The sequence below is a fragment of the Geodermatophilus sp. SYSU D00079 genome (genome assembly GCF_054050635.1).
On sequence record NZ_JBJGZS010000049.1, the window covers coordinates 1 to 13,404 of the forward strand.

General features: G+C 74.4%; 9 protein-coding genes. 5 read left to right on the forward strand and 4 right to left on the reverse strand.

The features are described 5' to 3' along the window. The coding region (locus ACI79E_RS21940; protein ID WP_456934701.1) for a hypothetical protein at window positions 1-399 on the reverse strand (399 nt) is incomplete at its 3' end. A 151-nt stretch (window positions 400-550) separates the two neighbouring features. On the opposite strand from ACI79E_RS21940, the gene lpdA reads away from it, so the two are divergent. From lpdA to ACI79E_RS21955, 3 genes are all read left to right on the forward strand, one after another. Further along, complete coding sequence (lpdA, locus tag ACI79E_RS21945) at window positions 551-1,930, forward strand: dihydrolipoyl dehydrogenase (RefSeq protein WP_456934702.1); 1,380 nt, start codon at window positions 551-553, stop codon at window positions 1,928-1,930. Window positions 1,931-1,984: 54 nt separating this feature from the next. After that, complete coding sequence (gene sucB, locus ACI79E_RS21950) at window positions 1,985-3,847, forward strand: 2-oxoglutarate dehydrogenase, E2 component, dihydrolipoamide succinyltransferase (protein WP_456934703.1); 1,863 nt, start codon at window positions 1,985-1,987, stop codon at window positions 3,845-3,847. A gap of 76 nt (window positions 3,848-3,923) precedes the next feature. After that, window positions 3,924-4,829, forward strand: coding sequence for a TIGR01777 family oxidoreductase (locus tag ACI79E_RS21955; protein WP_456934704.1), 906 nt, complete (start codon window positions 3,924-3,926; stop codon window positions 4,827-4,829). A gap of 1 nt (window position 4,830) precedes the next feature. On the opposite strand, the gene ACI79E_RS21960 is transcribed toward ACI79E_RS21955, so the two are convergent. Continuing rightward, window positions 4,831-6,459, reverse strand: a complete 1,629-nt coding sequence (locus ACI79E_RS21960) for a protein kinase domain-containing protein (RefSeq protein ID WP_456934705.1) — start codon at window positions 6,457-6,459, stop codon at window positions 4,831-4,833. A gap of 154 nt (window positions 6,460-6,613) precedes the next feature. Here ACI79E_RS21960 and ACI79E_RS21965 point away from each other — a divergent pair, with 154 nt between their 5' ends. Then, the gene (locus ACI79E_RS21965; protein ID WP_456934706.1) at window positions 6,614-7,348 is read left to right on the forward strand and encodes a Type 1 glutamine amidotransferase-like domain-containing protein; all 735 of its coding nucleotides are present in this window, start codon (window positions 6,614-6,616) and stop codon (window positions 7,346-7,348) included. A 73-nt stretch (window positions 7,349-7,421) separates the two neighbouring features. Further along, window positions 7,422-8,063 (forward strand): lipoyl(octanoyl) transferase LipB, encoded by a 642-nt coding sequence (gene lipB / locus ACI79E_RS21970; RefSeq protein WP_456934707.1) that lies wholly within the window; start codon window positions 7,422-7,424, stop codon window positions 8,061-8,063. A gap of 247 nt (window positions 8,064-8,310) precedes the next feature. On the opposite strand, the gene leuS is transcribed toward lipB, so the two are convergent. Then, window positions 8,311-11,214, reverse strand: a complete 2,904-nt coding sequence (gene leuS, locus ACI79E_RS21975; protein ID WP_456934708.1) for a leucine--tRNA ligase — start codon at window positions 11,212-11,214, stop codon at window positions 8,311-8,313. Window positions 11,215-11,495: 281 nt separating this feature from the next. Continuing rightward, window positions 11,496-13,154: a glycoside hydrolase family 5 protein gene (locus ACI79E_RS21980; protein WP_456934709.1), complete on the reverse strand. Its 1,659-nt coding sequence runs from the start codon at window positions 13,152-13,154 to the stop codon at window positions 11,496-11,498. Window positions 13,155-13,404 lie beyond the last annotated feature (250 nt).

Consider the following 13,404-nt stretch of genomic DNA (forward strand, 5'->3'; position numbering starts at 1 on the left):
TCTTTTTTTTATAATAAATAGTTTAAGCCAACCCCCCCCCCCCCCCCCCCCCCCCCCCCCCCCCCCCCCCCCCCCCCCCCCCCCCCCCGTCCAGTCCCGCATGCGCTGCGGGTACCCGGTCACCTGGGCGTCGTAGACCGGCACCCCCAGCTCCCGGGACAGCCGGCGGGCGGTGTCGGGGCCGTCGATGCGGCGTCGGGTCCACTCCCCGTCGGCGGCCACGAGCACGATCGTGGCCTCGGTGACCGCCGTCCGCGGCTCGACGAACCCCTCGACGCCGCGGCGGGTCGCCACGAACTGCTCGAGGTGGGCCAGGTCGGCCCGGCCGGCCCCGCGGTCGAGGGTGCCGCGCCGGTCGCCCGCGGGCGTCCCGCGCCGGAAACGCGTCCAGAACCCCATGTCCGCTCCCGTCCGAACCGGCCACGGCCGCACCGCGACGTCGCGCTGCTGAACGGCAGTGTCGGCCGTCGCGTTCCCGGAGTGGCAGGATGAGCACGGACGTTCCCCCGCCCGCGTGAACGGGACGGGCCACTGCATTCGAGGAGAACTCGTGAGCGCACCCACCTCCCCCGCCGACCTGGTCATCCTCGGTGGTGGCTCGGGTGGCTACGCCGCCGCGCTGCGCGCTGCCGAGCTGGGCATGTCCGTCGTCCTGATCGAGCGCGACAAGGTGGGGGGCACCTGCCTGCACCGCGGCTGCATCCCCACCAAGGCCCTGCTGCACGCCGGTGAGATCGCCGACGCCGCCCGCGAGGGCGAGCAGTTCGGCGTCAAGACCTCCCTCGCCGGCATCGACATGGACGGTGTCAACGGCTACAAGGACGGCGTGATCTCCCGGCTCTACAAGGGCCTGCAGGGCCTGATCAAGAGCCGCAAGGTCAACTACGTCGAGGGTGAGGGCCGCCTGGTCTCCCCCACCGCCGTCGAGGTCAACGGGCAGCGCTACGAGGGCAAGCACGTCCTGCTCGCCACCGGCTCCTACGCCCGCAGCCTGCCCGGCATCGAGATCGACGGCACCCGGGTCATCACCAGCGACCACGCGCTCAACCTCGACCGCGTCCCCGCCTCGGCGATCATCCTCGGCGGCGGCGTCATCGGCTGTGAGTTCGCCAGCGCCTGGAAGTCCTTCGGTGTCGACGTCACCATCGTCGAGGGCCTGCCCCACCTGGTACCGCTGGAGGACGAGGCCTCCTCCAAGCTGCTCGAGCGCGCCTTCCGCCGCCGCAAGATCGAGTTCTCCCTCGGCAGCCTCGTCTCCGGGGTGCAGACCACCGAGAACGGCGTGAAGGTCAGCCTGCAGAACGGCAAGGAGTTCGAGGCCGAGCTGGTGCTCGTCGCCGTCGGCCGCGGCCCGGTGAGCCAGGGCCTGGGCTACGAGGAGGTCGGGGTCGCGATGGACCGCGGCTACGTGCTGGTCGACCAGTACTGCCGGACCAACGTGCCCACCATCTCGGCGGTCGGCGACCTGATCCCCACCCTGCAGCTGGCCCACGTCGGCTTCGCCGAGGGCATCCTCGTCGCCGAGCGGCTGGCCGGGCTCAACCCCGCCCCGATCGACTACGCCGGCGTCCCGCGCATCACCTACTCCGACCCCGAGGTGGCCTCCGTCGGGCTCACCGAGGCCCAGGCCAAGGAGCGGTACGGCGAGGTCAAGACCCTCACCTACGACCTCGGTGGCAACGGCCGCAGCCAGATCCTCAAGACGGCCGGCGCGGTGAAGCTGGTCCAGGCCGTCGACGGTCCCGTCGTCGGTGTGCACATGGTGGGCAGCCGCGTCGGCGAGCTCATCGCCGAGGCCCAGCTGATCTACAACTGGGAGGCCGAGGCCGACGACGTCGCCAGCCTCATCCACCCGCACCCGACCCAGAGCGAGGCCCTCGGCGAGGCGCACCTGGCGCTGGCCGGCAAGCCCCTGCACGTGCACGGCTGATATCCACGCACCACCCCCCCACCATCCGCAGCGCCAAGAAGGAGCCCCGCCCCGATGCCGACCTCCGTCACCATGCCCGCCCTGGGCGAGAGCGTCACCGAGGGCACGGTCACCCGCTGGCTGAAGCAGGAGGGTGAACAGGTCGAGGTCGACGAGCCTCTCCTCGAGGTGTCGACCGACAAGGTCGACACCGAGATCCCCTCTCCTGCCGCCGGCGTCCTGACCAAGATCCTCGTCTCCGAGGACGAGACGGTCGAGGTCGGTGCCGAGCTCGCCGTCATCGGTGGGGACGGCGACGGCGGTGCTCCTGCCGCCGAGCCGGCGTCCGCCGAGGACGCCACGGACGTCCCGCAGACGCCGACCAAGCAGGTCGACGACACCGACGCCGCGGACCAGCAGGAGCAGGCTCCCGCCCCGGCCCCCTCGGGCGACTCGGGCGGTGGCTCCGGCGGCGGCCAGGGGACGCCGGTGACCATGCCGGCCCTGGGTGAGAGTGTCACCGAGGGGACCGTCACGCGCTGGCTGAAGTCGGTCGGCGACGAGGTGACCGCCGACGAGCCGCTGCTCGAGGTCTCCACCGACAAGGTCGACACCGAGATCCCGGCACCGGTCTCCGGCACGCTGCTCTCGATCTCGGTCAATGAGGACGAGACCGTCGACGTGGGTGCGGAGCTGGCCATCATCGGCACCGGGGCCGCCGGTGGCGGCGCCCCGGCGCCCGCCCCGACGCAGGAGGCTCCCACGCAGGAGGCCCCGAAGCAGGAGGCGCCCCAGCAGGAGGCGCCGGCCGAGGAGCGGCCGCAGGCCGCTCCTGAGGCCAAGCCCGCCGCAACCGCGACCGCGCAGCCCGGTGGCGACTACGGCGCCAGCGGCGCGCAGCCCGCCGCGTCGCCGACGTCCGCGCCGCCGCCCCAGGTGGCTCCGCAGGCCCCGTCCGCACCCGCCCCGCAGGCCGGCGGTGGGGACGGCGGCGGCACCTACGTCACCCCGCTGGTGCGCCGCCTGGCCAACGAGCACGGCGTCGACCTGTCCACGGTCACCGGGACCGGCGTGGGCGGGCGCATCCGCAAGCAGGACGTGCTCGCGGCAGCCGAGGCGGCCTCCGCGCCGGCCGCGGCCCCGGCTGCCGCCTCGGCGGGTGCGGGCCGCACCGCGCCGAAGCCGTCGCCGGCGGCCATGCCCGACACCTCGCTGCGCGGACGGACCGAGAAGCTCTCCCGGCTCCGCACCGTCATCGCCCGCCGCATGGTGGAGTCGCTGGCGGTCAGCGCCCAGCTGACGACCGTCGTCGAGGCCGACGTGACGGCGATCGCCCGGCTCCGGGCCCAGGCGAAGAAGGACTTCGAGGCCCGCGAGGGCGTCAAGCTCTCCTTCCTGCCCTTCTTCGCCAAGGCCGCGGTCGAGGCGCTCAAGGCCCATCCGGCGGTGAACTCCTCGATCGACCTCGAGGCGGGCACGGTCACCTACCACGACTCGGAGAACCTCGGCGTCGCGGTCGACACCGAGCGCGGGCTGCTGGTCCCGGTCATCAAGGACGCCGGCGACCTCAGCCTCGGCGGTCTGGCCCGCAAGATCGCCGACCTGGCGGAGCGGACCCGCACGAACAAGGTCACCCCCGACGAGCTCGGTGGCGGCACGTTCACGCTGACCAACACCGGCAGCCGCGGCGCGCTCTTCGACACGCCGATCATCAACCAGCCGCAGGTCGCGATCCTCGGCACCGGTTCGGTGGTCAAGCGCCCCGTCGTCGTCCAGGACGAGGACCTCGGCGAGGTCATCGCGGTCCGGTCGATGGTCTACCTGGCCCTGACCTACGACCACCGCATCGTCGACGGCGCCGACGCCGCCCGCTTCCTCACCACCGTCCGGGAGCGGCTGGAGGCCGGTCAGTTCCACGGCGAGCTCGGCCTCGCCTGATCCACACCCGATCGGGGCCCCGGCGTCAGCCGGGGCCCCGATCGCGTTCCGCTGCCCCTGCTCGGCGAGGAGACAGATGAAGATCGCGGTCACCGGCTCCTCGGGGCTGATCGGATCCCACCTGGTGCCCGCGCTGCGCGCCGACGGGCACGACGTCCTCCGGCTGGTGCGCCGCACGCCGCGCACCGCCGACGAGCACCGCTGGGACCCCCAGCACCGGCGCATCGACCCGGCGCTGCTCACCGACGTCGATGCGGTGGTCAACCTCGCCGGGGTGGGCATCGGTGACCGCCGGTGGACCGCCAAGCACAAGCAGCGCGTGCTCTCCAGCAGGGTGGACGCGACCCGCACCGTCAGCGAGGCCATGGCCGACGCCGCGGCAGCGGACCCGACGCGGCCACGCGTCCTCCTCTCCGGCTCGGCGGTCGGTTGGTACGGCGACACCGGCGACCACGCGGTCGACGAGCGCGCACCGGCCGGCCACGACTTCCTGTCGCGGGTCTGCACCCAGTGGGAGGAGGCGGCGGCACCGGCAACCGACGCGGGGATCCGCGTGGTCCTGCTGCGGACCGGCCTGGTGCTCGGGCCCGGCGGCCTGCTGGGCCGGCTGGCTCCCCTGTTCAAGCTGGGCCTCGGTGGCCGCCTGGGTTCGGGTCGGCAGTACTGGCCGTGGATCAGCCTCACCGACGAGGTCGACGCCATCCGGTTCCTGCTCACCGCCCCCGTGACCGGGCCGGTGAACCTCACCGCGCCCACGCCGGTCACCAACGCCGAGTTCACCCGTGCCCTGGCTCGCGTGGTCCACCGGCCGGCTGCGCTCCCGGTGCCGGGGCCGGCGCTCCGGCTGGCGCTGGGTGAGTTCGCGCCCGTGGGCGTCCTCGCCGGCCAGCGGGCGGTCCCCGCCCGACTCCAGGACGCCGGCTTCACCTGGACCCATGCCGACCTGGACGCCGCGCTGCGCTCGGCCCTCCACCGCGACTGACTCACCCCGTCCGCTCCGCCGCGTCGATCCGCCACCCCGCGTTCCCGTCCACCAGGGTCATGCGGACCTGCGCCTCGCCCCGCGACCCCACCGTCCGGATGGCCGGGCCCTCCGGTTCCTGGGCCGCGACCACCTCGTAGGCCGGCCACGTGTCGACGACGTCCAGGGTCACCCGCCCCTCCCCCGTCCCGCCCTCGACGACCGCGACACCGACGACCCACGGTGCGAAGCCCCGGACCGTCTCACCGGCCCGGAGGAGCTCCTCGACGGTGGCCCGGTCGGCGGCCAGCAGCGGGCTGTCCTGGGTGTGCACCTCGTCGAGGAGATCGGGCGCGCGGGTGCGGAGGGCGTCGGCGCGCCTCTGGTAGAGCTCGCCGAGCCGCGCTGCCCATGCCCCGGCGGAGTCGGGACCGGGGTCACCCGTGGCGTCCGGCGCCCGCGCCGCACCGTCCGCCGGCGCCGCCGTCGGGCTCGAGGTGGCGGCCTGCCCGTCCAGCCCGGCGGCCACGGGTCGGCCGGCCGGGTCGGCCGGACCGCCGGACGGGCCGCCGAGCCACAGCGCGCCCGTGACCAGCGCGACCACCGCCACCAGGACGCCGACCTGGCCGGCCAGTGCCCGTGGCGAGGCCGTTCCCCACGCCCGCAACGCGGTCACCAGGCGCGCGGCGGGACCGGGGGCGGACGGCGTCGGCTCCGCCGACGGACGACGATGGCGGCCGGGCACCTGGTGCGTGAGCTCCGTGCGCGGACCACTGCCGGCCCCCGACGGGTCCTCGTTCCCGATGGCGGGCAGTCGCACCGGCTCCGGCCGGCACGCGTGCCGCAGGTCCAGCGCGAACGCCGCCGCCGAGCCGCGCTCGGCAGGATCCGGGGACAGCCCACGGGCGAGGACGGCCAGCAGGTCGGCAGGCGCGCCGGGGGCCAGCTCCGCGAGGGCGGGCAGGTGTCCCTCGGCGGCGACACGCAGGGTGTCGGCCGGGGTGGCGGCGTTCCAGGGGGCCACCCCGGTGAGTGCGTGGAATGCCGCCGCAGCCACCCCGAACACGTCGGAGGCCGGGCCGGGAGCGCCGCCGCGGGCGACCGTCGGGTCGACGTAGGCGGGGGTCACCTCCGCCGCGGCGCTCTCACCGAGCACCCGGGCCACCCCGAGGTCGGTGAGCACCGGGCGCCCCTCGGCGGTGAAGACGATGTTGCCGGGGGAGAGATCGCCGTGCACCACCCCCCTCTCGTGGGCGTGGGCCAACGCGGCGGCCACGGGCGCGATCGCGGTCACCACCTCTCCGGGCCGCAGCCGGCCGCGGCGGGCCAGGAGCGCGGCGAGGCTGCCCCCGGCCAGCAGGTCGAGCACGAGGGCGACCCGCGGTTGCCCACCACGACGCGGCTGGTGCACCACCTCCCGGAGGCGGACCAGGTGGGGGTGGTCGAGCTCGCCGAGCAGCGCCGCCTCCCGCGCCTGACGTTCCGGATCACCCGCTGCCAGGACCTTGACCGCGACCGGCGCCCCGCCGGCCCGCGGCGCCGCCCGCCACACCTCGCCGGAACCGCCCCGGCCCAGCAGCTGCTCCAGTCGGTACCCGGGCACCACGGGGGCGTCGGCAGATCCGCGCGGGGTGGGAGGGGATGTCGGCATGCCGGGCACCGTAGGTCGGCGCGCGCCGGTGCCACCCCGGTTGTCCACAGGCGGCACCGTCGTCCACCGGTACCGCCCCGGCCGTCCGCACCGCCCCGCAGCGCCCTAGGTTCGGAGGCGTCCCACCCGACCCCCTGCGAGGAGCTGCCCCACCGTGCCCGCCTCCGCGCCGACCATCCTGGCGACCAGCATCGGCTTCGACTCCCGTGGCCGCGGCCCCTACGACTGGGCGCCCGGCCCGGTCTTCGACCTCGCGTTCGACCTCGCCAGGGCCCCCGAGCGGCCGCGGCTGTGCTACCTGGGCACCGCGACCGGGGACGACCCGGTGCGGGTCGCCGGCGTCTACGGCGCCTTCGCGGGCAGCGCCGTCCAGGTCAGCCACCTGAGCCTGTTCACCATGCCCACGGTGCCCGACGTGCGCGCGCACCTGCTCGCGCAGGACGTGGTCTGGGTCGGTGGCGGCAGCGTGGCCAACCTGCTCGCGGTGTGGCGGGTGCACGGCCTCGACGAGCTGTTCCGCGAGGTGTGGGAGGCCGGCGTGGTCCTCGGCGGGGTCTCGGCCGGGTCGCTGTGCTGGCACGTCGGTGGCACCACCGACTCCTTCGGTCCGGAGCTGCGGCCGGTCACCAACGGCCTCGGGCTGATCCCCGCCTCCAACGGGGTGCACTACGACACCGAGGAGCAGCGGCGTCCGCTCTACCACCGGCTGGTCGCCGAGGGCACGCTGCCCGCCGGGCACGCCACCGACGACGGCGTCGGGTTGGTGTACCGCGGCACCGACCTGGTGGAGGTCGTAGCCGACCGGCCCGGCAAGGCTGCCTACCGGGTCGAGCGCGGTCCGGACGGCACCGCCGTCGAGACGCGGCTCGAGCCCCGGCAGCTCCGGTGAGGTGCCCCGCGGCGGGTCCCGCGTCGGGCTGGGCGGGTGGGGAGGACCGGATCCCGGCTCTAGGCTGGGTGTCGTGAGCGATCTGCAGGTTCTCCGGCTCGGCCTGGTCGACTACGAGGAGGCGTGGGCGCGGCAGCGCGAGCTGCACGCCCGCGTGGTGGAGGGCTCCGCACCCGACACCCTGCTGCTGCTGGAGCACCCGCCGGTCTACACGGCCGGCAAGCGCACCGAGCCGCACGAGCGCCCGTTCGACGGCACCCCGGTCATCGACGTCGACCGCGGAGGCAAGATCACCTGGCACGGCCCCGGGCAGCTGGTGGGGTACCCCATCGTCCGGTTGGCCGACCCGGTCGACGTCGTCGCCCACGTCCGGCGGCTGGAGGCGGCGCTCATCGACGTCTGCGCCGGGCTGGGTCTGCCCACCGAGCGGGTCGAGGGGCGCAGCGGCGTCTGGGTCCGGGCCGACGAGCGGGGCCCGGACCGCAAGGTCGCCGCGATCGGTGTGCGGGTGGCCCGCGGCGTCACGATGCACGGGTTCGCGCTCAACTGCGACCCCGACATGGCCGCGTTCGCCAACATGATCCCGTGCGGCATCGTCGATGCCGGCGCCACGTCGCTGTCGGCCGAGCTGGGCCGCGACGTGCCCGTCGCCGAGGCGATCGACGCCGTCGAGGCCGCGATGCGGCGGGTGCTCACGCTCGTCCCCGCCGCCTGACCGACGGCGGGCCGCCCGGGGCACCCCGGGCGGCCCGACCACCAACGGCCGGCCCGACCTCAGCGTGACGGCCCGACCGCCAACGGTCGGCCCGGCCACAGCCGGACGGCCCGACCACCAACGGCCGGCCCGACCTCGGCCTGACGGCCCGACCTCAGCCGGACGGCCCGACCCCCAGCGGGCGGTCTGCCCTCAGCCGGACGGCTCGCCGTCGACCGGGCGGCGGCCCTCAGCGATCGGCCGCCCCTCAGCCGAGGACGAAGTTGACCAGCCGCCCCGGCACGGCCACGACCCGGCGCACCGTCTTTCCGTCCAGGTGCGCGGCGATCTTCTCGTCGGCGCGGGCGGCGGCCTCCAGTCCGGCGGCGTCCGCGTCCGCGGGCACCGACACCTGCGCCCGTACCTTGCCGTTGACCTGGACGGCGACCTGCACGGTGTCCTCGACCAGCCAGCGCTCGTCGGCGACGGGGAAGGCCGACCAGGCCACCGAGTCGGTGTGGCCCAGTCGCGACCACAGCTCCTCGGCGATGTGCGGTGCCAGCGGGGCCACCAGCAGCACCAGCGGCTCCGCGACCGACCGCGGCACCGGCGAGGTCGCCCCGTACGCCGAGGTCAGGTGGTTGGTCAGCTCCGTGATGCGGGCGATGGCGATGTTGAACCGCAGCGTGGCCATGCCGTCACGCACGCCGTCGATGGCCCGGTGCAGCGCCCGGAGGGTCTCCTCCGAGGGCTCCAGGCCGTCCGTGGCGCGGACCGCACCGGTCTCCTCGTCGACCACCACGCGCCAGATCCGCTGCAGCAGCCGCTGCGAGCCGACCACGGCCTTGGTCTCCCACGGCCGGGACTGCTCCAGCGGGCCGGTCGACATCTCGTACACGCGGAAGGTGTCGGCCCCGTAGGCGCCGATCATCTCGTCCGGCGTGACCATGTTCTTCAGGCTCTTGCCGATCTTCCCGTACTCGCGGTTGACCTCGACGCCCTCGTGGAAGAACCGGCCGTCCTTCTCCTCCACCTCGGCCGCGGGCACGTAGAAGCCGCGCTCGTCGGTGTAGGCGTAGGCGGAGATGTAGCCCTGGTTGACCAGCCGGCGGAACGGCTCCTCGCTGGACACGTGGCCCAGGTCGAACAGCACCTTGTGCCAGAACCGCGCGTACAGCAGGTGCAGCACCGCGTGCTCCACGCCGCCGACGTACAGGTCCACGCCCCCGACGTCGCCCTCGCCGCGCGGGCCCAGCCAGTACCGCTCCAGCTCCGGGTCGACCATCCGCTCGTCGTCGCCCGGGTCCAGGTAGCGCAGGAAGTACCAGCAGGAGCCGGCCCAGTTGGGCATCGTGTTGGTCTCACGCCGGTAGCGGCGCGGCCCGTTCCCGAGGTCCAGCTCGACCGTCGTCCACTCGGTGGCGCGCGACAGCGGCGGCTCGGGCGCGGAGTCGGCGTCGTCGTCGGCGAAGGTCTTCGGGGAGTAGTCGTCGACCTCGGGCAGCAGCACCGGGAGCATCGACTGCGGGACGGCGACCGGCAGCCCGTCCTCGTCGTAGACGATCGGGAAGGGCTCACCCCAGTAGCGCTGCCGGCTGAACAGCCAGTCGCGCAGCTTGTAGGTGGTCGTCGCCTCGCCGTGGCCGTGCTCGACCAGCCAGTCGGTGATCGTCGCGATCGCGGTGGCCTTGTCCAGGCCGTTCAGCGATACCTCGTCGTTGGCGGAGTTGATCATCGGGCCCGAGCCGGTGTAGGCGCCGCCCCCGAAGTCCTCCGGAGGCTGCACGGTGCGGACCACCGGCAGCCCGAAGACCTCCGCGAACTCGAAGTCGCGGGCGTCCTCGCCGGGCACCGCCATGATCGCGCCGGTGCCGTAGCCGGTCAGCACGTAGTCGGCGATGAACACCGGCAGCTCGCGGCCGTTCACCGGGTTGACGGCGGTGACGCCCAGCCAGACACCGGTCTTCTCCCGGCCGGTGTCCTGGCGGTCCAGCTCCGAGCGCCGGGAGGCCTGCCGTTGGTAGGCCTCCACGGCCTCGGCGGGGGTGGCCGCGCCGCCGGTCCAGCGCGGGTCGGCGCCGTCCGGCCACGCGGCGGCGGTCAATGACTCGACCAGCGGGTGCTCCGGCGCCAGCACCATGTAGGTGGCGCCGAACAGGGTGTCCGGGCGGGTGGTGAAGACCTCGATGGTCTCGTCCCCGCAGCTGAAGCCGATCCGCGCGCCGGTCGAGCGGCCGATCCAGTTGCGCTGCATCTGCTTGAGCGAGTCCGACCAGTCCAGCCGGTCCAGGTCGGTCAGCAGCCGCTCGGCGTAGGCGGTGATCCGCATCATCCACTGGGTCAGCGGACGCCGGAACACCGGGAAGTTGCCCCGCTCGGAGCGGCCGTCGGGCGTGACCTCCTCGTTGGACAGCACCGTGCCCAGCCCGGGGCACCAGTTGACCGGCGCCTCGTGCAGGTAGGCCAGCCGGTGGGCGTCGACGACCCGGCGCCGCTCGACCTCGTCCAGCTCCGACCACGGCCGGCCGGAGGGGTTGGTGCCGGGCGCGGGCTCCCGGGTGCCGGCGTCCAGCTCGGCCACCAGCTCCTCGATCCGCCGGGCCCGGCCGCGGCCGCCGTCGGCGGACTCGTCGAACCAGGAGCCGAAGATCTGCAGGAAGATCCACTGGGTCCACTTGTAGTAGCCCGGGTCGATCGTGGCGAAGCTGCGGCGGTCGTCGTGGTCGACGCCCAGCCGGCGCAGCTGCGCCTTGATGGCCGCGATGTTGGCCTCGGTGGTGATCCGCGGGTGCTGCCCGGTCTGGACGGCGTACTGCTCGGCGGGCAGCCCGAAGGCGTCATAACCCATGGGATGCAGCACGTTGTCGCCGTCCATCCGGCGGAACCGGCTGGTGACGTCAGTGCCCAGGTAGCCCAGGGGGTGGCCGACGTGCAGGCCGGCGCCCGAGGGGTACGGGAACATGTCCATCACGAAGAACTTGGGGCGGTCGGCGACCCGCTCGAAGCCCGCGGACAGCCGGCCGGTCGGGTTCGGGGTGTGGAACGTCCCCTCGGCCTCCCAGCGGTCCTGCCAGGCGAGCTCGATCTGCTGCGCCAGCGCGGGGGTGTAGCGGTGCGGGGGGACGCCGTCGACCGTGGGGTCGGCGCTGGGCTGGCTCGCCGTCTGGCTCATCGTTTCGTGCTCCCGGATCGTCGTACCGGCGGCGGACATGAAAAGACCCCTCGCACAGGAGGGGTCGCCGTGCTGTCCGGACTGCTCAGGTCAGCACGGCGCGGGTGAGCAGCAGCCGCCTGGTCACGCCCGTGATCCTACCGCGCCGCCGCAGGCGGCTCCGCGTCCACGAGCGGCCCGGCCGCACCCCCGGGTCCGCGGCTCCCCCTCGCCCGGCCGGCGCCGCTCGCGGACCTGCCGGCCCGGCCGGGGCCGTGTTGCCCGGCACAGTGCGGCCGGCGTCAGCCCAGCTCGCGCACCAGGACGTCGTACAGCGCGGTGTTGAGCTCGCCGGGCGGACCGCTGGGTGACAGGTGGATCCCCATCGAGTTCCCGTGGTACTCCCAGTAGGCGAAGCTCAGGTCGTTCTCCTCGAGCAGGTCCAGCATGTCGGTGACCCACCGGTCCCCGCCCTTGCCCGGCATCTCGAACGCCTGCCGGACCACGCCGAACTCCATCACCGCCATGGGGACGCCGTGCTCGCGGCCGAACTGCAGGTGCTCCTGCATCTCGTACTCCAGGTAGGTCCGGTCACGGCCGAGGAAGCCACCCCCGGCCGCTCCCGGGGACTGGCCGTACACGTCCAGCCGGATCGTGGCTCCCCCGCCTCCGCCGACGCCCTCGCCGCGCATCCAGCCCTGGACGCGGTAGCCGTTGCCCGGGGTGACCGGGAACAGGTGGCCGTCGTTGCTCCACCCCGCGACCTCGGTCTCCCCGGCCGGCGGGTCGGCCACGACCAGGCTCGCGCCGTCGTCCACCCCGGTGGCGCCCCGTTCGAACCGCGAGACGGTGGCGCCGTCCCCGGTGCTCTCCCACGAGTACCAGTCCAGCGTGCCGTCGGGGTCGAGCGGGTCGGTGACCAGCTCGCGCAGGACCTCCCCGTCGGGGCCGTGCTCGGTCACCGTGATCGCGTCGAAGGCGACGGTGCCGGTCATCCCGCCCCCGGCGACGACGAGGGGCATGGCCGCGACCGCCGCGGGGTCGTCGACGGGGACGACGCCGCTGTCGTACACGGCCCAGTCGGTGGTGCCGGCGCGCACCGGCGGCGTGGCGATCGAGCTGTCGGGCAGGAGCACCCGGTCACCCGTCGGCAGGATCGTCTCCGGCTCGGGGTAGGAGCCGCCGTCCTGGATGGGGCCCTCCACCCACGAGGCGTACTGGTGGGTGTAGTCGATCGGCTCGTAGAAGTGGAAGTCGTAGACGACGTTGTCGTCGTCCACGAGGAAGTGCGGCTCGATCCCCTCGGTGCCGTAGCGGCCGTCCACGCCGTAGAGGGCGCCGACGACCAGCAGGTGGTTGCGGTCGACCTCGCGGACGGCGGCGACGAGGTCCGCGGCGAGGTCGCGCCACTGCTGCCCGTCGGCGTCGACCGTCACCGGCTCGTTGAGCAGGTCGTAGGCGGCGATCGCCGGCTCGTCGGCGTAGCGGCCGGCGATGTCCCGCCACATCGCGACGTTGGCCTCCCGCACCTCGGGCTCGGTCCAGACGTCGAAGCTCACCGCGTCGCTGGTGGGGTCCAGCCAGAAGCCGCCGATGGGGGTGTGCAGGTCCAGCACCAGCCGCACGTCGTGCTCGCGGGCCCACTCGACGTTGCGGTCCAGCCACTCGAAGAAGACGTCGGGGTCCTCGGCGTACCAGTCGCCGTCGAAGGCGAACCGGATGTCGGTGAAGCCCATCTCGGCCACGCGGGCGAGGTCCTCCTCCCCGTGGTGCTCCGAGGACAGGAGGTCGGCCGCGGAGAGGTCGCGGTGGTAGTCGTTGGAGAAGTTGACCGCCTGCAGCCGCACCGGCTCGCCGTCGAGCACCAGGCGGCTGCCCTCGGCCCGCACGAAGTCCCCGGGCGCCGCGTCGCGCTCCTGCTGGCCGCTGCACGCGGTCGCCAGCAGCAGCGGGACCACCATCAGCCGTGACCTGCGCCGGCCGGCGCGACGACGTCCGAGTGTGTCCTGCACGAGCTGACCTCCGGGAACCGGGAGCGGTGGGCGGGCGACGCTAACCCGGACAACGGACGTCGGGGGCCGGTCGTGCCCGCGATGCACCCGTCCGGGGGGGGGGGGGGGGGGGGGGGGGGGGGGGGGGGGGGGGGGGGGGGGGGGGGGGGGGGGGGCGGGGGGGGGGGGGGGGCGCCGCGCTGGGGGGGGGGGGGGGGCG

Bases quoted from the DNA above. Each gene is read 5' to 3' on its own strand.
- sucB (WP_456934703.1), top strand. From the start codon at position 1,985: ATGCCGACCTCCGTCACCATGCCCGCCCTGGGCGAGAGCGTCACCGAG.
- ACI79E_RS21955 (WP_456934704.1), top strand. From the start codon at position 3,924: ATGAAGATCGCGGTCACCGGCTCCTCGGGGCTGATCGGATCCCACCTG.
- ACI79E_RS21960 (WP_456934705.1), bottom strand. From the start codon at position 6,459: ATGCCGACATCCCCTCCCACCCCGCGCGGATCTGCCGACGCCCCCGTG.
- leuS (WP_456934708.1), bottom strand. From the start codon at position 11,214: ATGAGCCAGACGGCGAGCCAGCCCAGCGCCGACCCCACGGTCGACGGC.
- ACI79E_RS21980 (WP_456934709.1), bottom strand. From the start codon at position 13,154: ATGGTGGTCCCGCTGCTGCTGGCGACCGCGTGCAGCGGCCAGCAGGAG.